At 71.4% G+C, this 22,087-nt stretch carries 18 protein-coding genes; 10 read left to right on the top strand and 8 right to left on the bottom strand.

What is annotated here, in order from left to right; genetic code table 11:
- The 5 genes from ACFOYY_RS09785 to ACFOYY_RS09765 form a co-directional block, all read right to left on the bottom strand.
- On the bottom strand, window positions 1-7,876 hold a 7,876-nt coding region (locus ACFOYY_RS09785; protein WP_386189445.1), incomplete at its 3' end, for an amino acid adenylation domain-containing protein.
- A gap of 37 nt (window positions 7,877-7,913) precedes the next feature.
- Window positions 7,914-8,129 carry an MbtH family protein gene (locus tag ACFOYY_RS09780; RefSeq protein WP_352012432.1) on the bottom strand — a complete coding sequence of 72 codons (216 nt, stop codon included), beginning with the start codon at window positions 8,127-8,129 and terminating at the stop codon, window positions 7,914-7,916.
- Window positions 8,130-8,163: 34 nt separating this feature from the next.
- Window positions 8,164-8,970 carry a thioesterase II family protein gene (locus ACFOYY_RS09775; RefSeq protein ID WP_362784786.1) on the bottom strand — a complete coding sequence of 269 codons (807 nt, stop codon included), beginning with the start codon at window positions 8,968-8,970 and terminating at the stop codon, window positions 8,164-8,166.
- A 332-nt stretch (window positions 8,971-9,302) separates the two neighbouring features.
- The gene (locus tag ACFOYY_RS09770) at window positions 9,303-9,461 is read right to left on the bottom strand and encodes a hypothetical protein (RefSeq protein WP_352012434.1); all 159 of its coding nucleotides are present in this window, start codon (window positions 9,459-9,461) and stop codon (window positions 9,303-9,305) included.
- Window positions 9,462-9,638: 177 nt separating this feature from the next.
- Complete coding sequence (locus ACFOYY_RS09765) at window positions 9,639-9,971, bottom strand: hypothetical protein (RefSeq protein WP_352012435.1); 333 nt, start codon at window positions 9,969-9,971, stop codon at window positions 9,639-9,641.
- A 213-nt stretch (window positions 9,972-10,184) separates the two neighbouring features.
- On the opposite strand from ACFOYY_RS09765, the gene ACFOYY_RS09760 reads away from it, so the two are divergent.
- Window positions 10,185-11,123, top strand: a complete 939-nt coding sequence (locus tag ACFOYY_RS09760) for a helix-turn-helix transcriptional regulator (RefSeq protein ID WP_352012436.1) — start codon at window positions 10,185-10,187, stop codon at window positions 11,121-11,123.
- Here the strand turns inward: ACFOYY_RS09760 and ACFOYY_RS09755 are convergent.
- The gene (locus ACFOYY_RS09755) at window positions 11,120-12,379 is read right to left on the bottom strand and encodes an MFS transporter (RefSeq protein ID WP_386189442.1); all 1,260 of its coding nucleotides are present in this window, start codon (window positions 12,377-12,379) and stop codon (window positions 11,120-11,122) included. The two genes, ACFOYY_RS09760 and ACFOYY_RS09755, sit on opposite strands and share 4 nt — an antisense overlap.
- A 125-nt stretch (window positions 12,380-12,504) precedes the next feature.
- On the opposite strand from ACFOYY_RS09755, the gene ACFOYY_RS09750 reads away from it, so the two are divergent.
- Window positions 12,505-13,134 (top strand): helix-turn-helix domain-containing protein, encoded by a 630-nt coding sequence (locus tag ACFOYY_RS09750; RefSeq protein ID WP_362913254.1) that lies wholly within the window; start codon window positions 12,505-12,507, stop codon window positions 13,132-13,134.
- Here ACFOYY_RS09750 and ACFOYY_RS09745 read toward each other — a convergent pair.
- Window positions 13,082-14,293, bottom strand: a complete 1,212-nt coding sequence (locus tag ACFOYY_RS09745; protein WP_386189439.1) for an MFS transporter — start codon at window positions 14,291-14,293, stop codon at window positions 13,082-13,084. The two genes, ACFOYY_RS09750 and ACFOYY_RS09745, sit on opposite strands and share 53 nt — an antisense overlap.
- Before the next feature lie 263 nt (window positions 14,294-14,556).
- Between ACFOYY_RS09745 and ACFOYY_RS09740 the strand changes: the two genes are divergently transcribed.
- The 6 genes from ACFOYY_RS09740 to ACFOYY_RS09715 all read left to right on the top strand — a co-directional run bounded on the left by ACFOYY_RS09740 (window position 14,557) and on the right by ACFOYY_RS09715 (window position 19,563).
- The gene (locus tag ACFOYY_RS09740) at window positions 14,557-15,351 is read left to right on the top strand and encodes a hypothetical protein (protein WP_362913258.1); all 795 of its coding nucleotides are present in this window, start codon (window positions 14,557-14,559) and stop codon (window positions 15,349-15,351) included.
- Window positions 15,351-16,463, top strand: a complete 1,113-nt coding sequence (locus tag ACFOYY_RS09735; RefSeq protein WP_386189437.1) for a sensor histidine kinase — start codon at window positions 15,351-15,353, stop codon at window positions 16,461-16,463. The genes ACFOYY_RS09740 and ACFOYY_RS09735 overlap by 1 nt, the downstream gene beginning before the upstream one ends.
- The gene (locus ACFOYY_RS09730; protein ID WP_352012442.1) at window positions 16,460-17,101 is read left to right on the top strand and encodes a response regulator transcription factor; all 642 of its coding nucleotides are present in this window, start codon (window positions 16,460-16,462) and stop codon (window positions 17,099-17,101) included. Before ACFOYY_RS09735 ends, ACFOYY_RS09730 begins: the two co-directional genes overlap by 4 nt.
- 234 nt (window positions 17,102-17,335) lie before the next feature.
- On the top strand, window positions 17,336-18,238 hold the full coding sequence (locus ACFOYY_RS09725; RefSeq protein WP_386189434.1) for an NAD(P)H-binding protein: 903 nt from the start codon (window positions 17,336-17,338) through the stop codon (window positions 18,236-18,238).
- Window positions 18,235-19,071, top strand: a complete 837-nt coding sequence (locus ACFOYY_RS09720; RefSeq protein ID WP_386189432.1) for an NAD(P)H-binding protein — start codon at window positions 18,235-18,237, stop codon at window positions 19,069-19,071. Before ACFOYY_RS09725 ends, ACFOYY_RS09720 begins: the two co-directional genes overlap by 4 nt.
- A gap of 186 nt (window positions 19,072-19,257) precedes the next feature.
- Window positions 19,258-19,563: a hypothetical protein gene (locus ACFOYY_RS09715; RefSeq protein ID WP_386189430.1), complete on the top strand. Its 306-nt coding sequence runs from the start codon at window positions 19,258-19,260 to the stop codon at window positions 19,561-19,563.
- A 175-nt stretch (window positions 19,564-19,738) separates the two neighbouring features.
- Here ACFOYY_RS09715 and ACFOYY_RS09710 read toward each other — a convergent pair whose 3' ends face one another.
- Window positions 19,739-20,170 carry a winged helix-turn-helix transcriptional regulator gene (locus tag ACFOYY_RS09710; protein ID WP_352012446.1) on the bottom strand — a complete coding sequence of 144 codons (432 nt, stop codon included), beginning with the start codon at window positions 20,168-20,170 and terminating at the stop codon, window positions 19,739-19,741.
- A gap of 97 nt (window positions 20,171-20,267) precedes the next feature.
- Between ACFOYY_RS09710 and ACFOYY_RS09705 the strand changes: the two genes are divergently transcribed.
- Entirely contained in the window at window positions 20,268-21,602 is a 1,335-nt protein-coding gene (locus ACFOYY_RS09705; protein WP_352012447.1) for an MFS transporter, read from the top strand.
- Window positions 21,599-22,069, top strand: coding sequence for a pyridoxamine 5'-phosphate oxidase family protein (locus ACFOYY_RS09700; RefSeq protein WP_352012448.1), 471 nt, complete (start codon window positions 21,599-21,601; stop codon window positions 22,067-22,069). Before ACFOYY_RS09705 ends, ACFOYY_RS09700 begins: the two co-directional genes overlap by 4 nt.
- The last annotated feature ends 18 nt before the right edge of the window (window positions 22,070-22,087 follow it).

The following is a 22,087-nucleotide window of genomic DNA, read 5'->3' as shown; positions in this document are numbered from 1 at the left end:
GGGGGTCGAGGGGGAGGTAGGCGGCTCCGGCCTTGAGGATGCCGAGGATCGCGATGACCAGGGCGGGCGAGCGGTCCATGAGCAACGCGACCGGCATGTCCTGCCGGGCGCCCGCCTCGATGATCTGATGGGCCAGGTGGTTGGCGTGGGTGTCGAGGTCGGCGTAGGTGAGGTGGGTGTCGCCGGAGACGACGGCCACGGCGTCGGGGGTCCTGGCGGCCTGTTCGGCGAACAGGCGGTGCAGGGTGGAGACGACCTGCGGGGCGGCGGTGTCGTTCCACCCGGTCACCAGTAGCTCCCGCTCCTGCGGAGCCAGGATCTCCAGGGTGGTGACGTGCTGTCCGGGGTCGTCGGCCACCGCCCGCAGCACCCGGAGCAGTCGTTCGGCCAGCGTTGTCACGGTGCCGTGGTCGAACAGGTCGCAGGAGTACTCGATCATGCCGGTCAGGCCGTCGCCGGTCTCGGCGAAGTTGAAGGCCAGGTCGAACTTGGCGACGTCCAGGTCGAAGGGATACTCCCGGCACTCCAGCCCGGCGAACTCCTCCGGCAGCGGGGTCTGGCTGTTCATCGCGATGAGGGTCTGGAAGAGCGGGTGCCTGGCCGGGACCCGCTCGGGGTTGAGGTGCTCGACGAGCCGTTCGAAGGGCACGTCCTGGTGGGTGTAGGCGTCCAGGTTGGTCGTACGGACCCGGTCGAGCAGTTCGGTGAAGGTCGGATTCCCCGACAAGTCGGTGCGCAGCACCAACGTGTTGACGAAGAAACCCACCAGGTCGTTGAGCGCCTCATCGGTGCGTCCGGCCGTCGGGGTGCCGAGCGGGATGTCCGTTCCGGCCCCCAGGCGGCTGTAGAGGGTCGCGACGGCGGCCTGCAACAGCATGAACAGGCTGACATGGTGCCCTGCGGCCAGCCGGACGAGCCTGGCGTGCAACTCGGCGTCCACCTGGAACGGGGCGTTCCCGCCCCGGTGGCTCGCCCGATCCGGCCTGGGCCGGTCGTACGGCAGCGCCAACTCCTCCGGCGTCCCGTCCAGTGTGTTCCGCCAGTGGGTGAGCTGCCCGTCGAGGAGGGTGTCGAGAAGGTCGCGCTGCCAGAGGGCGTAGTCGGCGTACTGCACCGGCAGCGGCGCCCAGTCGGGGGCGTTTCCAGCCGATCGTGCCTGGTAGGCGACGGCCAGGTCGTCGAACAGTGGCCGCAGTGACCAGCCGTCCCCGGCGATGTGGTGCAGCAGCAGGACCAGCACGTGCTCGTCCGCGCCGTGCGACAGCAACCAGGCCCGGACCGGGATGTCCACGGCGATGTCGAAGACATGCTCGACGGAGATGCGTTCGACCGCCGCGCGGACGTCGGCGTCGTCCGCGCACACGCGCGTCTCCAGCACCGGGCGGGCGTTCTCGGCGAGCCGCAGACGGGGCAGCCCTCCGACCGAGGGGAAGGTCGTCCGCAGTGCCTCGTGCCTGGTCACCACGTCGGCCAGCGCCGCGTCGAGCGCCGAGGTGTCCACGGGGCCGCGTAGCCGTACGGCCAGAGGGGTGTTGTAGAGGGCGCTGGGTCCTTCGAGCTGTTCGATGAACCACAGGCGTTGCTGGGCGAAGGACAGCGGGACGTGCTCCGGCCGGGTCATGGCGGCCAGGGCGGGCCGTACGGCGTCGGCCTGCTCGGTGACCAGGTACCGCTCCAACCTGGCCACGTCCGGGTTCTCGAAGAGCGCCCTGATCGGCAACTCGACCCCCATGACCGTGCGGATCCGGCTGACCAGCTTCATCACCAGGAGTGAGTGTCCGCCCAGGTCGAAGAAGCCGTCGTCGACGCCCACCCGCTCCACGCCGAGGACCTCGGCGAACAGGCCACACAGGACTTCCTCCCGGGGAGTGCGCGGCTCACGCCCCTCGTTCGCACCGACCTCGGGCTCGGGCAGCGCGCGGCGGTCGATCTTGCCGTTGGCCGTGACCGGCAGGGCCCCAAGCGTCACGACCACCGGCACCATGTACCCCGGCAACCGGGCGGCGACATACTCACGCACCTGCTCGGAAGTGGCCTCCCCGGTGACATAGGCCACCAGCCGCTTGTCACCCGGACGATCCTCCCGGACCACCACCACGACCTGACCGACCGAGGAAAGCCCCCCGACCACCGCCTCGACCTCACCCGGCTCGATCCGGAAACCACGGATCTTCACCTGGTCATCACTACGACCGACGAACTCGATCTCCCCCGAGGCGTTCCACCGCACCAGATCCCCGGTGCGGTACATCCGCCCGCCGTACGGACAGGCCACGAACCGCTCAGCCGTCAGACCAGGCCTGCCCGCGTATCCACGGGCCAGGCCTTCGCCCGCCAGGTAGAGCTCGCCGGCCACTCCGGCCGGGACCGGTTGCAGCGCCTCGTCCAGGACGTAGGCCCGCATGTTGTCCATCGGCCCGCCGATGGGCACCGAGGCAGGGACGGAACCGGCCGAGCGCATCGGGTGGCAGGTGGCGAAGGTCGTGGTCTCGGTCGGGCCGTACCCGTCGACCACCGTCAACCCGGGGCACCTCTCCAGCACCCGCCGAACCGAAGCCGGGGAGACCACGTCGCCGCCGGTCCACACCTGCCGAACCGCCGCGAAACACTCCGGCGCCTCCTGCGCCACCAGGTTGAACAACCCCGCCGTCAACCACAGCGCGTCCACCCCACCACCGGACAACAACCGGGCGAAATCAGCCGTGGCGAGCTGCCCCGGCGGCGCCACGACCACCTGACCGCCCGACAGCAACGGCACCCACAGCTCGTAGGTCGAGGCGTCGAAGGCCAGCGGGGAGTGGACCAGCACCCGGCGGTGCTCCTCTCCACCGAACCGGCCGTCGGCGGCCAGCGCCACCACGTTCCCGTGGGTGACGGCCACGCCCTTCGGCACCCCCGTGGACCCCGAGGTGAACATCAGGTAGGCCCGGTTGTCCGGCAGGACGCGGACGGCGGGACGTTCCCCGGCCTGCTCCGCCGCGTGCACCCGGATGGTCCGCAGCCGGTCAGAGCCGGTCAGCGGGTGTCCCTGGTGCGCCTCGTCCACCAGCAGCAGCCCGGCGCCGCTGTCGGCCAGCACGCGGCTGAGCCGTTCCAGCGGGTGGCGGTCGTCGAGCGGCACGTACAGGCCGCCGCCCTTGAGGATCGCGAGCAGCGCGGCCACCTGGTCGGCGGAGCGGTCCATCAGCAGCGCGACCGGCGTCTCCAGGCCCATGCCCGCCGCGGCCAGCCGGTCGGCCAGCCGTTCCGCCCGCAGGTCGAGGTCCCGGTAGGTCAGCTCCTCATCGCCGCAGCGCAGAGCCACCGCGTCCGGGACGCGCGCCACCTGTTCGGCGAACAGCTCAGGGAGGCTCCGCTCGGGGACCGGCCCCGCGGTGTCGTTCCATCCACCGAGGATCTCGGCCCGCTCCCCGGGCGTCAGGACTCCGGCCTGGCCGACCGGTGCCCCGGGGTCGTCCAGCAGGTGGCCGAGCAGTCGTTCGAACCGGCCGAGCAGGGTCGTGGCCGCCTCGCCGGTGATGACGGAGGGCTGGTGGTCGAGATGCAGGCCGAGCCGTTCGCCGGGGGTGACCGCGAGCAGCAGCGGGTAGTGGGCGCTGTCGGCGTCCTCGACGAGTGCGACGTCCAGGACGCCTTCGACGCCGAGAGGCGCGTTGTCCGGGTAGTTGCCGTAGACGACGACGGTGTCGAACAGGCCGCCGAGCCCGGCGCACCGCTGGATCTCGGCCAGCCCCAGGTGCTGGTGGTCCAGGAGTTCGGCCTGTTCGGCCTGCACCCGGGTGAGCAGCGCCGCCCAGCTCTCCGCGGGGCGGACCCCGATCCGGACGGGGACGGTGTCGATCAGCAGGCCGACCATCCGCTCCACTCCGGGGATCTCGTGCGGGCGGCCGGAGACCGTCATGCCGAAGGCGACGTCGCCCCGGCCGGTCAGCCTGGTCAGCAGCACCCCCCAGACCGCCTGGATCACGGTGTTGACGGTCACGCCGTGCCGCCGGGCGAGCCGTACGAGCCGGTCGGTGGTCTCGGCGGGCAGCTCCCTGCGCAGCCGCAGGGGCGGTTCCGGCGCCCTCTGGCCGGGCGCGACCAGCGTGGGCTCCTCGAATCCGGTCAGCGCCGCGGTCCACGCCCGCCTGGCGGCCTCCCGGTCCTGCCGGCCGACCCAGGCCAGATAGTCCCGGTACGGCACGCGGCGCGGCAGCGCGGAGTCGTCGCCGGAACTCGCGTACAGGGCCCACAGCTCCTCGGCGAAGATCGGCATGGACCAGCCGTCGAGCAGGATGTGGTGGATGGAGGCGACGAGCCGGTGACGTTCCGGTGCGGCGCGCAGCAGCAGCCAGCGCACCAGCGGTGGGCGGGACAGGTCGAAGCGGCGGGCGCGTTCCTCCTCGACGATCCTCGCGGCGTGTTCCTCGAAGTCGTCCACGCCGGACAGGTCGATCTCGGTGAAGGGCGCCCGCGCGCCGTCCACGACGACCTGGAGCGTCGAGCCGTCCTCGCCCCGGTGGAAGGCGGCGCGCAGGTTGGGGTGGCGTTCCAGCAGCGCCGTGGCGGCGGCGCGCAGCCTGGGCACCTCAAGCTCCCCGGTCAGGTCGAAGCTGCACGCGGCGGTGTAGACGTCGGCGGCCCCCAGGTCGTACTGGGAGTGGAAGGCCATGCCGCTCTGCGTCGCGGACGCGGGCCACACGTCGCCGATCTCGGCGGGCCGGTGCGCGGCCACCAGGGCGTCCAGTCCGGCCTGGTCGATCTCGACGAGGGGGAAGTCGGAGGGGGTGTAGGTGTTCACGGTGCTTCGCCGTACGTGGGCGGCGATACCGCGCAGCGCGGTGAACCAGGCCTCGGCGAGTTCGGCGGTCTCCCGCTCGGTGAGCAGTTCGCCCGCCCAGGTCCACTCGGCCAGCAGCGCCGGGCCCTTCGGGGTGTCGAGGGTGAGGGCGTCGAGGCCGAGGGCGTGCGGCAGCGACATGCCGGGGTCGCCGCCCTCGCCCACCAGGTCGGCTCCGGCCAGCCAGTCCTCGCCGGTGACGTCGTCCATCGGGAAGCGGCCCAGGTAGTTGAACTCGATCCTCGGTTCGGGGTGTTCGCCCAGGACGGCCCCGGTCTCGGGGTTGAGGTATCTGAGCAGGCCGTAGCCGATGCCGTGGTCGGGGATGGCGCGCAGTTGTTCCTTGACCCGTTTGAGCGCGGCGCCGACTCCCGCGCCTCCGGCGGTCACCTCCGGCCAGGGCACCGTGCCCGGGTCGAGCCGTACGGGGAAGACCGAGGTGAACCAGCCGACCGTCCTGGACAGGTCGACCCCGTCGACGATCTCCTCCCGGCCGTGTCCCTCGACGGCCACGAGCACGGGCGTCCCAGAACCGGGGGTGCGGCGTGCGCGCCAGTGCCCGAGAGCGAGGGAGAAGGCGGTCAGCAGCACGTCGTTGACCTGCGCGTGGAAGGCGGCGGGGGCCTGGGTGAGCAGTGGTTCGGTGATCTCGGGCGGCAGCGCGAGGCGGAGTGAGCCGACGGTGGCGTAGGTGTCGCGGGCCGGGTCGAAGGCACGTCCGCCGAGCGGTGTCTCCGGTGTCCTCAGGGTCTCGGCCCAGAACGGCAGTTCGGCCACGCGGGCGGGGGACAGGGCCGCCTCGCCGAGCCGCCGCGCCCAGTGGCGGAAGGAGGTCGGCACCGGTTCGAGCGGCGTTCCCGGTTCGCGCAGCGCCGCCAGCAGGTCCGCCTGGAGGGTCCGCCAGGACACCCCGTCGACGACCACGTGGTGGACGACGAGCAGCAGGCGCGCGCCGTACCTGACCGCCTGGAGCATCACCCCGGTCTCGGGCCGCAGCCGGGCCGGTGCCGTGCGCGCCGCCGCCGCGAAGTCCGCCTCGCCGGTCACGAACTCGACCACGTCCCCGGCGCGCACGGCGCCCTCGGGCCGGGTCCAGAGCCGCCACGGCCGTACGGCGGGCGCCGAGGTCCGCATCCGCAGCACGTCGTGCCGGTCCAGTACGGCCTGCAGCGCGGCGGTCAGCCGTTCGTCGGTCGTCTCCGCGGGGATCGACAGGCTCATCGACTGGTGGTAGCCGTCCAGCGGGCCCCGCTGCGCGGCCAGCCAGGCGATGACGGGGGTCTGCGGGACCTCGCCGAGATTGGCGCCCGCCTCCTCCGTCACGGCGGGTCGTTCCTCGACCGTCCCGGCGATCCTGGCCAGGGCCGCCACGCTGCCCGCGGTGAAGACGTCACGCGGGCTGATCCGCAGCCCGGCCCTGCGTGCCTCGGAGACCAGCTGGATCGCGGTGATCGAGTCGCCGCCGAGTTCGAAGAAGGACTCCTCGACCCCCACGTCGGCCAGGCCGAGGACCTTCCGGTAGAGCTCGTGGAGGGTCCTCTCCAGGACGTCGGCCGGGGCGGGAGTCCCCACGTCGGCCTGGCCGAAGACCGGGGCGGGCAGGGCCTTCCTGTCGACCTTTCCCGCCGCGTTGAGCGGGAACGTCTCAAGCACGACGACGGCGGCGGGCACCATGTAGTGCGGCAGCCTGCCCGCGCAGTGCTCACGCAGTTCGGCCGGGTCGGCCTGGCCGGTGACGTAGCCGACGAGGAGCCTGCGGCCCGGCTCGTCCTGCCTGGCCAGCACCACGGCCTGCCGTACGGCGGGGTGCCCGGCCAGGACCGCCTCGACCTCGCCCGGTTCGATGCGGAAGCCGCGGATCTTCACCTGGTCGTCGGCTCGGCCGACGAAGTCGAGCTGCCCGTCGGGGCGCAGCCGTACCCTGTCGCCGGTGCGGTACATCCGCTCGCCCGGCTCGCCGAAGGGGCAGGCCACGAAGCGTTCCGCGGTCAGGCCCGGCCTGCCCACGTAGCCCCGGGCCAGTCCGGGTCCCGCGACGTACAGCTCGCCCTCGACGGCCGGGCGCAGGGCGTCGTCCAGGACGTGGACGTGGGTGTCGCGGCAGGGCAGGCCGATCGGCGGTTCCTCGTCACCGGTCAGGGGGCCGCTCATGGTGGCGGTGACCGTGGTCTCGGTGGGGCCGTAGCCGTTGAAGACGGCGTGCCCGGCGCTCCATCGGGAGACCAGTTCGCGGGGGACCGCCTCCCCTCCGACGACGATGGCGCGCAGGGTCGGCAGCGGCACGTCGGGCAGGGTGGCCAGCATCGCCGGCGACAGGTCGGCGTGGGTGATCCCGTACTCGTCGATCAGGCCGGCGAGCTCCTCGCCGACCATCTGGCTCTGTTCGCGCGGCAGCACGAGGGTGGCGCCGTTGGCGAGGGTGTTGACGATGTCCGAGACGGAGACGTCGAAGCTGAGGGAGGCGCCCTGCAGTACGCGGCTGGTGCCGTCGATGCCGGTCAGGCCCGCGTGGGTGGCGACCAGGGCGGCGAGCCCCGCGTGGGTCACGGCCACGCCCTTGGGGGTGCCGGTCGAGCCGGAGGTGTAGATGACGTAGGCGGTGTTGGCCGGGGAGAGAGGCCGCAGCGGAACCTCCCCGTTCCCGGTGTCGGTGGAGGAGTCGGCCAGGAGGAGGGGGACGCCGCAGTCGGGCAGGCCCGGAGCCGTCTCCGCCGAGGTGAGGACCAGTTTCGCCCCGGAGTCGGCGACCATGCGCGTGATCCGGTCCGCGGGCAGGGAGGGGTCGACCGGCAGCCAGGCCGCCCCTGACTTGGCGATCGCGTAGACGGCCGTGATCGCCGTGACGGACCTCGGCAGCGCCAGGGCGACGACGTCCTCCGTGCCGACTCCCCGCCCGGCCAGCAGCCGGGCCAGCCGACCGGCCCGAAGGTCCAGCTCGGCGTAGGTGAGCCGGGTCTTCCCGGCCACCAGGGCGACGGCGTCCGGTGTCCTGGCCACCTGTGCCCCGATCAGTTCCGGCAGCGTCGCCGGGGGCACCCCACCAACCGCGGACATGCGGTTCCCTCCTTCGGCTTTCCCGTACGCGTCGTCGTCAGCTGTTGTCTTCCATGGCGGCGATCAGGCTCTTCGGCCGCATGTCGGTCCACGACCGCTCGATGTGGTCGAGGCACTCCTGACGGGCGGCCTCCCCGAACACCACCTCCCATCCGGCCGGGACCGGGCTGAAGGTCGGCCAGAGCGAGTGCTGGCCCTCGTCGTTGACGAGCACGAGGTAACGGGCGTCCGGGTCCTCGAAGGGGTTGGCCATGACGGTGTTTCCTTTCTCAGCGGTTCTGGGTCTTTCACCCGAGGACGAACAGGAGGTTGGAGCGGGAGGGGCGGCCGGCCGGCGGGGTCTCCAGGCGGGCGAAGAGGTCGCGGGCCAGCTCGGGAAGGTGTTCCGCGAGGTAGAAGTGGCCGCCGGGGAAGGCCCGTGTGGAGAAGGCGCGGGCGGTCGCCCTGGACCACGCGGCGACCGTTTCCGCCCCGACGCCCGGGTCGTCCGTGCCGTGGTAGACGTGGACGGGACAGTCCAGCGCGGTCGTGGCCGGTTCGGTGTAACGGTCCAGCAGGCGGTAGTCGGCCCGGATCGCCGGCATGATCAGTTCACGTAGTTCCAGGTTGTCGAAGACGCTCATGTCGGTCCCGCCGAGCCGTCCGACCCGTTCGATCAGGGCCTCGTCGTCGGCGTCCCCGAGCCCGAGCCTGGGCGCCAGCCAGGGCGCCGCGCAGCTGGAGGCGAAGAGCGTTCTGAGTGTGATGCCGTACCGCGCCGACAGTCGTACGGCCACCTCGTAGGCGACCAGCGATCCCAGGCTGTGGCCGAAGAAGGCCAGGGGCGCGTCGTCGAACCGCGCGCAGGCGTGGGCGATGGAGTCGGCCAGTTCACGCATGTCCTCGGCGAACGGGTCGCATAGTCGTTCCTCCCGTCCGGGGTAGCGGACCGCGAGGAGTTCGACGCCTTCCGGCACCGCCGATTTCCAGGTGCGGAAATACCCGGCGGAGCCGCCGGAGTGCGGGAAGCAGACCAGCCGGAGGTTCGGTCTGGGGCACGGATTTATCGCGTGGAACTGACGCTCCGAGGTCGCGACCGGGTTCGTCGGCGGCATGTCGCGTCCTTTCGTCGCTGGACGGTGGCTTTTCATGAGGGTTCTCGGGAGAGGCGGGGAAACCCGTGACGGGCGTCCGCGAGAGGGTTTTTCCGCGCACACGGCAGCAGAATGTTCGTCTGAGGAAAGGGGTTCACCGGCGCCCGCTGTCAATGGGCGACTTCGATGACCTGCAATAACGGCCGGCCGGAGTAAGAAGGGGCGGTGATCCGCCGTCATAAAGTCCGTGCCGAGGCGGGGGAGTCAAACAAATGGCGCGCCGGGTCCCACGGCCGGGCTCCATGTGCGTGGCCCGAACAGGCCACACGGGCCGCCGCCGGACTACCGCCGGGTCACTGCCAGCCGGTTCCGCTCTGGGCGACCACGGCGGCGGAGACGCCGGGTGCGGCGGTGTCCACGGCTCCGGCGGCGAAAGCGGCCAGGACGGCGAGGGCGGAGACGGCCAGGAGGGTGACGACGCGGGAGGGGAGGGTGCGCAGGCTGTCGAACATGACGAGAGTCCTTATCGGATCAGAGCCGTGTGGCTCCGGCTGGGCGGTCGGCGCCTCGTCAGGCCGCCTTCCAGGTTGCTCATCCCGGGGTGTGAGACTTATCTTCATCACCGTTTCCCCTGCTCGGAAGGGGATCGAGCTGGCCTGTCTATGCCGTGGCCGGAACCGTTCACCGGTTCATCCGGAGAACTCTCCGGGGGTTTCCCGCTCGACGAGCAACTCGTAGAAGGGCCCGACGAGGGGCACCTGCGCCGTGACCTGCTCCCACTCCCGCAGTTCGTCGTGGGCGGCCAGGGCGCGGCGCACCACGGCGGCGGCCCGCTCCTCCGCCTGCTCAAGCCCGTCGGCGCCGAGGACGACCCCGAGCACCGGGTACGGCCTGGCGTGCGGGTGCACGGCGACGTGCTCGATGCGCTCGTCGGGGACGGCCGTGGCCAGGACCCGGCCCGCCACGTCCGCCGGCAGGCCGCTTCCAGCCGACGACCTGACCTGCACGTGCACGAGGTACATCGGCGCTCGCTTTCTCGTGGCGAATTGCGATTGCCACTGACCGGCAGTGGGGAGGTATGTCATAAAAAATTAAAGTTTTTGGCGAAATGAACCTTGCTATCCCGGTTGGGGCTCTGCGACGATTCCGGTCAACGGCGATGTTCGATCCAAAAGGAAATGCAGGTGCTCACTTCCCTGGGGTTGACTAAGGTCGCTGAGTCTGTCTATCGTGCGATGCTGACCCGGCCGAACGAGGGCGTCAGCGAACTCGCCGAACGGCTCTCCTGCGAAGCGGGCGACATAAGGTCCGCACTGGATGAGCTGAGCGAACTCGCTCTGATCCGCCCCTCGCAGCAGCAGAACGGACATCTGCACGCGGTCTCGCCCGACATCGGAATGCAGATTCTGCTCAGCAGACAGCAGGCCGGTCTGATCGCGCAGCAACAGCGCCTTGAGGAGTCCCGCGCCGCCGCCGCCCGGCTCATCGCCGACCACGCCAGCCTCAGATCCGAGACCGGGGGCGCCGGGGTCGAGCAGATCGTCGGCATCGACAACATCCGCGACCGGATCGCGGTGCTCTGCCGTGCGGTGAGCAGGGAGATCATGACCTTCGCGCCGGACGGCGCCCAGACACCGGAGAACCTGGAGAGCGCCCGCCCGCAGGACGCGGCGGTGCTGGAGCGGGGAGTACGGCTGCGCGTCGTCTACCTCGACAGCCTGCGCAACAACCAGCCGACCGTCGACTACGCCAACTGGATCGTCCAGCGCGGCGCCGAGGTGCGGACCGTGGCGACGCTCCCCAACCGGATGATCATCCTGGACCGTGACACCGTCGTCATCGCCGTCTCCAGCGACAACACCGCCGCCGGGGCGGTCGTCCTGACCGGTGAGGGCACCGTGACCGCCCTGTGCGCGCTGTTCGAGAGCGTCTGGGCCAACGCCAGGCCGCTGTCCAGCGCCGTCCCGATCAACGCGCACGGCCTGTCGCCGCAGGAGCAGAGCGCGCTGGCCCTGCTGGCCGAGGGTCACACCGACGAGGCCATCGCCAAACGGCTGGGCGTCTCGCCCAGGACCTCCCGGCGGCTGGCCGCCACGCTCATCGAAAGGCTCGGAGCCCGCAGCCGGTTCGAGGCCGGCGTGCGGGCGGTGCGCCAGGGCTGGCTTGAGCATTAGGCCCCCGAGTCCTGTGGTTGCGGCCACCGGGCGGTGCGGATGACACGCTTGCTCAGGGCGTAGACCCCGGCGGCCAGGAAGACGCCGCTGACGGTGAGCACCGCGGGAACGGGCCCGGCGTACTGCAGCAGGAGCCCGGCGACGAACGGGCCGAGGGCCGCGCCGACCGTGAGCATGGTGATGGTCGCGGTGATGGTCCGACCGCGCAGGGCGTCCTCGACCTGGCGGAAGATCAGAATGTCGACCAGCACCATGGTCGCGGGCAGTGGCAGGACCGCCAGCGCCAGCACCACGCCGTACCACCAGAAGCCGAGCGGCACGGCCAGTGCCGCGGTGAGGGCGCTGCCCCAGGCGTAGAGCCCGATCAGCAGCGCGCCGGGGCTCAGCCTGCTGTGCAGAACTCCGATCAGACCGGCTCCGGCCAGCCCGCCGATCGACACGATCGTGAAGGCGAACCCGACCTCCGCCTCCGAGCCGCCGTTGGTCTTGATCAGGACGACCACCAGCAGGTCGAGCGCGGAGCCGCCGAGGTTGAGCACGCTCAGCGCGATGATCGAGGCGCGCAGCACCGGGACGCGCAGCAGTAGCGCGAGCCCGTCCAGCATGCCTCCGCCGGACCGCGCGCGCCGCTCCCTGCTGGCCTCCCTGTCCCGGGGTACGGCCAGCGCGCAGAGCGCGGACAGGAGGTACCCGGCAGCGATGCCGATGACGGGCAGGGTGCGGGATGCGGCGTAGAGCATGCCGCCGAGCGCCGGGCCGATGATCGAGGCGCTGTGCGACCTGACCTCCTCCTGCGTCAGCGCGCTGGTCAGCTGGGCGGGCGGGACGACGCTTCGGGTGGCCAGCATGCGGGCCCCGCTGGACAGCGGCTGCGTGGCTCCGGTGACCGCCGCGACGGCGAGGAGGTGAACGACGCCGAACGTGTCGTAGGCCAGGGCGAGCAGGAGCGTGGCGAACGCCAGCGCCCGCACGAGTTCGGAGACGATGAGCAGGGTCCTGCGGTCGTAGCGGTCGAGCATCGCCCCGGCGGGGACGCCCGCCGCGAAGGCGGCCACCCCGGTGACCAGGCCGTACAGTCCGGCGACCATCGCCGACCGGGTCACCGCGAGCACCAGCACGGGGATGGCGACCAGGGCCATGTTCACCGACATCGCCGCGCCCGCGCCGCCGACCCACAGGGCCTGGAAGCGCCGGTTCCTGCGTAACGGCAGGTCAGCCGAGTCTGTCTGCGCCTGGGGCGTTTCTGTCACCGTCATCGTCTTCACTCTCGTTCTCGACGCCGTGATCATTCACATCATCACACTCATTCATGCTAACGTGAATGTTGACGGATGCGCTACTGTAACGCAACCAGTGAAGCTGACCGGCGATGGAGCCCGAGATGATGGAAGCCAGCCTGTCCGAGAGCGCGGTCGTCGACGTCCGCAGGATCACCGACCTGGAGACCCTCCGCATGGTCGCGGACCCCCTGCGCCTGTCGATCCTGGCCGCCTTCCCCAGTGGAGAGCAGGCCGACCCCCTCACGGTCAAGGAGCTGGCCGAACGGCTCGGCGAGAACCAGACGAAGCTGTACCGGCACATCAAACAGCTCGAAGAGGCCAACCTGATCTACGTGGCGCAGACCAGGGTGGTCTCCGGGATCATCGAGAAGCGCTACCGGCCGACGTATCGCAGGCTCACCATCGAGAACGACGTGTTCAACCTGGCCCAGGACTCGGAGGACTTCAGCGACACCACGCTGGCACTCCTCGAATCGGCCCGTGACCGGCTGCGCGCCGACCTGCGCGCGGGCCGGGTCCCGCTCGACCCGCCCGCCTACGGCCCCGACCTCAGCCTCCAGATCAGCAGCGTCCGGGTGAACATGACGCCGGAGCGGTACGTGCGGGTGCGCACCGCGATCACCGAACTGATCGAGAGGGAGGCCTACAGCGACGAGAGCCCCGGCGCCCTTCCCGTCGTCATGAACGCCCTCCTCTACCCGACCCTGGAGGAGCCCCCTCAGCCGAGCTGAACGCGCGCAGGGAAACCGCCATGAGCAGGGCGACCAGCCCGCCGCAGATCATCACGGTGGAGACCGAGAATGCGTCGACGACACGGCCACCGAGGAAGGCGCCGAGGGCGAAGGTCGCCTGGAAGGAGGAGGTGAAGACGACCGTGGCGGCCTCGGGCGTGTGAGGGCTCGCGGCGATGAACGACGCCTGCGAGCAGACGGGCACACCTCCGTACGCCAGGCCCCAGAGCACGAGCGACGCCACGGCCCCGACGGCTGTTCCTCCGACCGAGGGCAGCGCCAGGGTGGTGGCCGCGATCAGGCAACCGCAGACCGCGAAGGTGGCTCGCGGGTGTGCGGCGACGGCCCGGCCCGCCAGGAAGTTGCCTGCGACTCCCGCGACGCCGTACGCCAGCAGGACGGCGCCGACGGCCGCGGGAGCCAGGCCGGTGACGTCCTGGAGGAAGGGCGTGACGTAGGTGTAGGTGCCGAAGTGGGCCAGGACGACGAGGAAGGTCGCCGACAGGGCGATGGCGGTACCCCGGGCGCGCAGCAGGTCGAGCAGGACACGAGGGCTGGTGGCCTGCTGGGCGGGCAGTGGCGGTAGCAGCGTCAGCAGGGCGGCCAGAACCAGGACGGCCAGCGCGGCCAGGACCAGGAAGGCGGTCCGCCAACCGGCGAGGTCGCCGATGAGGGTACCGGCCGGTACGCCGAGCACGGAGCCCAGCGGCACGGAGGAGAAGATCACAGCGGTGGCGGTGCCGACGGCGGGCGGGGGCACCAGGCGACCGGCCAGCCCCGCTCCGATCGACCAGAAGCCGCCGATGGTGAGACCGACGAGCGCCCTGGAGATCAGCATGACCCAGTAGGAGGTCGCCACCGCGGCCAGCACGTCGGCCATGGCGAGCACCGCCATGAGGACGCACAGCATCACGCGGCGGTCCAGGCGCGCGGTGGTCAGTGTGACGGTGGGCGCGGCGACCGCGGCGACGACTCCGGGCAGTGTCATGGTCAGCCCTGTGGTGCCGTCGGAGACGCCGAAGTCGGCGCCGATGACGGGCAGCAGGCCGATGGGCAGGATCTCGCTGGTGACGATGGTGAAGATGCCCAGCATGAGTGAGACGACCGCGAGCCAGCCGATGAGGGGCGAGCGGGGCCGGGCGAGCGTGATGGTGGACATGGTTCCCGTTCGGACAGGTGCGTGTGGCGTACGGGCACTCAGCCAAGCAGTGACGAAGCAGCGGGTACCGGCATGTTTCAGACCTGACCGATTCCTTTTCGCGGTGGCCGGGGTCTCCATGAGAGAGCGGCCGAGCACCGGGCCGATCTCTCATGTACGCGCTGACCCGCCGGGTGCGGGCCGTGTCAATACCTCTCAGGTCAGATCTCGTCCGGACCTGACGGAGACGCGGCCCGCGGGCCTCGGCCGGAATCGTTGACGTCATGCGACTCCAACGAATGCAGATCTCGGCGCTGATCGTCCTCGCGCTGACCGCCGCGCTCGCCCTCGTGCCGCTGCCGGCGCTTCCCTACACCGCGGGCTTCGCTCCCCACTGGGTGACCGTATCGGCCGCCGTGCTGAGCGCGGTGTTCGTGGTGCGACCGCACGCCGCGGGGTTGCTGCCCGCCGTCCTGCTGCTGTGGTCGGCGGGCGGCATCGTGCTTGACGCGTTCCGCGCGTTCTTCGCCGTCACGGGCATCCCGGCGGGGGAGTTCGCGCGGGTCGACTGGCCCGGGATGGCGCTGCGCGGGCTCAGCCTGGCGGGATGCGCGCTGCTGGGGGCGCTGGTCCTGCGTCACATCCGGGTGCCCGGCGGGTCGTGGCTCGGGTACAGCGCCTTCGCGGTCGGGTTCGTCTATCCGACGGCCAAGCTGTACTGGTCGTTCGGCGGCACGCTGCTGCGTCCCACGGGGTACGACGAGGGACTGCCGTACGGCGAGCTGATCATGCTGGTCGTCGGGGCGGCCGGTTCCCTGGCGCTGGTCCAGCGGTGGGGGCGGTGGCTGCCGAGGCGGCTGGTGCTGGCGGGCGGTTGGACGGGCGCCGCTATGTTGACCACCATGGGAACCATGTCCGTTTTCGGCACGCTGTCGCAGCTGCTCGGCCTCACCCGGGGGCCCGTACCGCTGGCCGATCCCTCGGCCGTGGTGACGGTCGGGCTGGTGTACGGGAGCTGGCTGCTGTTCGGGCTGGCGGTCGGCGGGGCCACGCTGGCCTACCAGCGGGCGACGGTGTGATGACGCCACGGCGCGCGGACATGGTGTCGGCCTTCGTCGCCGGGGTGCCGTTGTTCTCGCTGTCGGTGGTGGTCGCGGTGCTCTCGGTGCCGGGAGCGCGCGCGGGCCTGCTCGTGGCGGCATGCCTGGTGGCGCACGTGGCCGTCGCGTACCGCCGGACATACTGGGCGTTTCTCGTGGTCGCCGCCGCCTTCGCCGTCCAGGTCGCCGTGACCGGGCTGTTCCTCGTGCTGCCGTCGGCGTTGGTCTTCCCGTTCATGGTCTACTCCTGCGCCGCGTACGACCGGCGCCGCCCTCCGCTGGCCCTGGGCCTGGCGGGGGCCGGGGTGGCGGCGGCCAGGTTCGCGACCGACTCCAGCGTGGCCGCCGCGGCCCTGGGACCGAACCCGTGGTTACTGTTCGGGCTGCTGGCCGCGGTGGTGGTCTCGGCGTGGGGGTTCGGTCTGTACCGGCGGACCCAGCTCGCCTACGTCGACCTGTTGCGGGAGCGGGCCCGTGACGCCGCCGCGCGGGCGACCGCGGCGGAACGGGCCAGGATCACCAGGGAGATGCACGACGTGGTCGCGCACGCGCTGGCGGTCATCGTCGCCCAGGCCAGGGGCGGCCGGTTCGCGCCCGCGCGCGCGGCGGAGATCCTGGCCACGATCGAGGACACCGGGCGCACGGCGCTCACGGACATGCGGGCCGCCGTCGGCGTGCTGCGCGCCGTACCCGGCGGAGCGCGGCCGTCACCGGGGCTGGCCGACCTGCCGGAACTGCTGGAGCGCACCAGGGGGGCGGGGCTTCCCGTGACCGAGATCGTGCGGGGCCCGGTCCGCCCTCTCGGACCGGGCATGGAACTCGTCGTCTACCGGACGGTTCAGGAGGCGCTGACCAACACGCTCAAGCACGCGGGCCCCGGTGCCCGCGGCACGGTCATGCTGGAGTGGGCACAGGACGACCTGCGCCTCACCGTCAGCGACGACGGCAGGCCCCCGGCGGGGGCGACAGGGACGGGGAACGGGTTGACGGGAATGCGGGAGCGGGTGGGCGCCGTGGGCGGAACCCTGGAGATCCGGAAGGGGGAGGCGGGCGGGTTCGTCGTCGAGGCGCGCCTGCCGTATCGGGCATGACGATTCGGGTCTACGTCGTCGACGACCAGGATCTGGTGCGTACCGGTACGGCGATGGTGATCGACGCGCAGGAGGACATGCGCGTGGTGGGGCAGGCCCGCGACGGGGCGGAGGCCCTGGCGGGGCTGCGCGCGGTGACGGCGGACGTGGTGCTCATGGACGTGCGGATGCCGCGCATGGACGGGGTCGAGGCGATCAGGCGGCTGCCGATGACGGACGAAGGGCCGAGGGTGATCGTCCTGACCACCTTCGACCTGGACGAATACGCCTTCGCGGCGCTGCGGGCCGGAGCGTCGGGGTTCCTGCTCAAGGACGCCCCCGCCGACGAGTTGCTGTCCGCGGTGCGGACCGTCCACCGTGGGGACGCGGTGATCGCGCCGTCCACGACGCGGCGTCTGCTTGACCACGTCGCGCGGCGCCTGCCGGACGTCACGCCGGACCCGCTGACGGAACGCGAACGCGAGGTGTTGCGGCACATCGCCTGGGGCGAGACGAACGCCGAGATAGCGGGATCGCTGTTCCTCGCCGAGGGCACCGTCAAGACCCACGTCGGCCGCATCCTGGGCAAGCTCGGGCTGCGCGACCGGGTCCAGGCCGTCATCTGGGCGTACGAACACGGCCTGAACAACCGTTCCTGAGCCCGCGTTCCCGCGCGGGACGACCCGGCGGGCGGGGGAGCCTCGCGGGGCCGTCGAGCACCGTTTCCGGTGGTCACGCGGTTCTCAGGCGGCGCTCCGCCGTGACGCCCTGGAACGATCCATATGCGAGCTCCTCGGGAACCGGCCTACCATCCCGGGGCCGGGGCGCCGCCGCGAAACCACGGCAACGGACGCGGCGGCCCCCATTGCCCATCCGGAGTTCAGAGGAGCAACGTGACGATTTTAGTGACGGGAGCGACCGGCAACATCGGCCGCCATGTGGTGCGGGGGCTGGTGGGCGCGGGCCAGCGGGTACGCGCCATGGTCCGCGACCCGCGGGCGGCCAGGACGCGTCTTCCCGAGGGGGTCGAACTGGTCCACGGGGACTTCGCCCGGCCGGACACCTGGCCGCGGGCGCTGAAGGCGGTCGAACGGGTCTATCTGTTCCCGTACGCCTACCAGGAGCCGAGGCCCGCCGGGTCCGGATTCACGGAGGAGGCCGTAGCGGCGGGGGTGCGCAGGTTCGTGGTGCACTCGGCCGCCGCGGCCGGGTTCGCCCCGTCCGACGATCCGAGTGCGCTGGGCCGTCACCTGGAGGAGGAACGCCGGGCCCATCGCGGTCTTGAGACGGCGGTCGAGGCCACCGGCAGGGAGTGGACCCACGTCCGCCCGGGTCTGCTCGCCGCGCGCGCCCTCGGCTGGGCGGGTTCGATCCGCGCCGAGCGGACGGTGCGCGAGCCGTACCCCGCCTCGGGGTATCCGCTGGTCCACGAGGCGGACGTGGCCGAGGTCGCGGTGGCCGCGCTGCTGACCGACGAGCATCTCGGCGCGGCGTACACCGTCACGGGCCCGGCCAAGGTCACCCAGGCCGAGCAGGTGTCGGCGATCGGCGCCGCCATCGGCGCGCGGGTGCGCTTCGAGGAGCTGACCCTGTCACAGGCCCGCGTCCGGTGGCTCGCGGAGGGCTGCCCACCGGAGATGGCCGACTGGCTGGTCGAGCTGCTGGCCGCCGCCGTCGAGGGCACCGGTGCGCTGGCGCCGACGGGCACGTACGAGGAGATAACCGGCCGTCCACCGCGCACCTTCGCCAGGTGGGCCCGGGACCACGCGGCGGACTTCACGGGGGAGGCGGCATGACGATCCTGGTGACCGGGGCGACCGGTGAGGTGGGCCGGTGCGTCGTCACGGAGCTGCTGAGGTCCGGCCACGCCGTACGGGCCCTGACCCGGCGTTCCGCCGCCGCCGGCCTGCCCGGCGGGGTCGAGGTGTTCGAAGGGGACCTGGAGCGTCCCGAGTCGCTGCGGGAGGCGCTGACCGGCGTGGAACGGCTCTATCTGTTTCCCGTGCCACAGGCGATCTCCGAGGTCGTCGCGCTGGCGGCCGAGTCCGGGGTGCGGCGGATCGTGAACCTGTCGGGTGCCCTGGCCGACGACGCGATGTTCGCGGACGGCTACCAGGTGGTCGAGCGCGCCGTCGAGGAGTCCGGTCTGGAGTGGACGCACATCCGGCCGGGGGAGTTCGCGCGCAACTGGCTGGACTGGGCGCCGTCGATCCGCGCGGAGCGGGTCGTGCGCCGTCCGTACGGCGGGGCGGTGACCCAGCCGATCCACGAGGCGGACGTGGCCGCCGTCGCCGCGGCGGTCCTCCTCGGGGAGGGTCACGCGGGCCGTACCTACACCTTCGCCGGACCGCGGTCGCTCACCGTCGCCGAGCAGGCCGAGGCGATCGGGCGGGCTCTCGGCGAACGGGTGCGCTTCGAGGAGCAGGACCCGGTGACGGCGCGGGAGCAGTGGGTTCGGCACGGCTATCCGGCCACCGTGGTGGACTGGCTGTTCGGGATATGGGCCGAGTCGGCACATGATCCCGCCCCGCTCAACGAGGAGTGGGCGACGCTCGTCCCGCGTCTCACGGGCCGCCCGGCCCGGACCTTCGACGAGTGGGCCGCCGATCACGTGACGGCCTTCAGATAGTCACCGTCCGGGGAGGGGGCCGCCCCCTCCCCGGGTTCGGCATGGACCGCGGGGCTTACGAAAAGGGCACCCGAAGTGGGGAGCGAAGGTTACATCAACCCAGCTGTAACGCTAGATAGTCACCCGACTACCGTCGGTAACATAACGGGTGGTTGTCTCTCCTATCTCAGAAAGGACACCACCCCCATGCGTTTCTCCAGCCACCTGCTCACCATCACCTTCGCCGCCGTCTCAGTCGCCGGCGCCCTGGCCGTCGCGGCCCCCGCCCAGGCCGACGCCACCCCGACCTACACCTGCGACCAGGTCCTGCCCGGTGCGGTCGTGCTGGGGCACGGCAACTGCGTCGCCTCCAACGGCGCGGCCACCGAGGGTGAGTTCCAGGGCGAGTCGCTGGTGGTCGCCCGCCAGGCGCCGGTGAGGTTCCACTGCCGGGCCGGTGGCCGCGCGCAGCTGCCCGACGGCGTCGTCGCGGCCGGTTGCCGACCGGCTTAGAACGTTCCAGGCGTCGTTCGTCCCGCGCGGCCAGGCGCACCCCCTCGCCCGCGCGGGACGGCCTCGCCGGACCGCACGGCCCCCGTTCCGGCTCCGGTCGGCGGGGGCCGCGTTCGTTCACGGCACCCCACCGCGGAGCACGCGGAAGCCGCGCGGCGACAACGCGGCGACACGGCTACGGGACGGCCGCCTCAAGCTCCCGCTGGTCGAATTCGGAGCGGGCGTCGGAGATCTCCTGCTGGTGGTCCTCCGTCCAGATCACCAGCGTTTTGATCACCTCGTGGAGAGAGATGCCGAGCGGGGTCAGCTCGTACTCGACCCGAGGCGGCACCACGGGATAGACGGTCCGCTTGACCAGCCCGTCCCTCTCCAGGTTCCGCAACGTGACGGTGAGCATGCGCTGACTCACGCCGTCAACGGTGCGGCGCAACTCGGAAAAGCGCATCGTCTGGCGGTCAAGAAGAGCGATCACCAGCAGCGACCACTTGTCGGCGACACGGTCGAGGATGTTCCGTACGTCGCAGTCCGCCCGGACGTCCCACTGTCTTGCCTGGTCAGCATCGGTTCCCGTGCAGTAACTCAGTGCCTTTGAAGTGCCGTCTTCCATAGTTCCCCCACGGTGACGCAAGATTCCTTCGTTACTAAAGAGAACCACGGGAGAAGTCACTGTGTCTACCATCGTGAGATCCCCCCGGACCTGGGGGATGTTGTTCGTTCTTTGCGGAGCGATCTTCCTGGAGGGCATCAACGTCGCCATGCTCAACGTGGCGCTGCCGGCGATCCGGGCCGAACTCGGCCTGTCCACCGGCGAACTCCAGTGGGTCATCAGCGCCTACGTCCTGGGCTACGGCGGGTTCATGCTGGTCGGCGGCCGTGCGGCCGACCTGTTCGGCCGCCGCCGGATGTTCCTGGCCTGGCTCGGGGTCTTCCTGGTCGTCTCGGCCCTGGGAGGCGTCGCCGACAGCGGCGGGGTGCTGATCGCGGCCCGGTTCGTGGCCGGCGTCGCGGCCGCCGTCATGACCCCCGCCGGGCTGTCGATCATCACGACCAGCTTCGAGGAGGGTCCCCAGCGCAACCAGGCGCTGCTCGTCTACTCCGGTACGGCGGCGGGTGGCTTCTCGCTCGGGCTGGTGCTCGGCGGCCTGCTGGCCGAGGTGAACTGGCGGCTGGTGCTGTTCGTGCCCGCCGTGCTCGCCCTGGTCATCCTCGTGCTGGCCGTACGGCTGATTCCCACGACCCCGGCGGAGCAGGCCACGGACCGGCGGGTGGACGTGCCGGGCGCGGTCACCATCACCGGCGCGATCATGCTGCTGGTGCTGGGCATCGAGCGGGCCGCCCACGTGAGCGCCGGTCTGACCGCCGCCATCCTCCTGGCCGGGCTCGCCCTCCTGGTGCTGTTCGTCCTGATCGAACGGAAGTCCCCGGCTCCGCTCCTGCGGCTCGGCATCCTGCGCTCCGGATCGCTGGTCCGGGCCAACCTTGCGGGCCTGCTGTTCGCCGCCGCCTTCTTCGGTTTCCAGTTCATCGCCGTGCTCTACCTGCAGGAACTGCGCGGCTGGAGCTCGATGCAGACCAGCCTGGCCATGCTCGCCATCGGCGCGGACGCCATCCTCGCCCCGACCCTCACCCCTCGGCTGGTCACCCGGTTCGGCAACGCCAAGGTCATCCTGGGCGGGCTGCTGCTGGCCGTCCTGTCCTACGTGTTGTTCCTGCCGATCGGGACGGACACCGTCTACCTGGCGATGTTCCCCACCATGCTCATCCTCGGCCTGTCCTTCGCCCTGGCCTACGGGCCGCTGACCATCGTCGCCACCGAGGGTGTCGACGAGAGCGAGCAGGGGCTGGCCGGCGGCCTGCTGTACACGTCCTTCCAGTTCGGCGCGGCCCTCGGGCTCGCCGCCAGCACCGCCGTCATCGTCGCCGCCGGCGAAGGTGATCCGCTCGGCGCCTACCGCGCCGCCCTGTCCGTCCCCATCGTCGCCGCCGTCCTCGCCGCCGCCTTCAGCGCGTACGGCCTGCGGAAGGAGTCCCTCCGATGACCACGTCCTTCGCCGAGATCGAGAGCGAGTTCAACGCCTACATCGGTGCCATCCGGTACGCCACGATGGTCACCGTCGACTCCGGGAACCGCCCCCGCACGCGCATCCTCATTCCCATCTGGGAGAACGTGGACGGTAAGCCGCGCGGGTGGCTGGCCACCTACAAGACCCCGGTCAAGGCGGCCCACCTGGCGGGCAACCCGCACACCTCCTTCTCCTACTGGAAGCCCGGCAACAGCTCGGTCGCCATCGAGGCCACGGCCACCTGGGACGACGACCTGGAGACCAAGCGCCACGTCTGGGACCTCTACCGGGCGACCAGCCCGCGCGGGGCCGGATACGACCTCGGGGCCTTCTGGAAGTCACCCGCCGACCCCAGGCTGCACGTCCTGCGCCTCGAACCCTGGCGTATCCAGGTGATCCGCGGCACGGATCTGCGCAGCCGCATCTGGACGCCTCCGGTATGACGCGGGCTACAGGGGTGG

The sequence above is a fragment of the Streptosporangium jomthongense genome (assembly GCF_042650425.1).
Lineage (GTDB): Bacteria > Actinomycetota > Actinomycetes > Streptosporangiales > Streptosporangiaceae > Streptosporangium.
The sequence above is the reverse complement of the archived record's forward strand: the minus strand, read 5'-3'. Positions and strand labels throughout refer to the sequence as shown.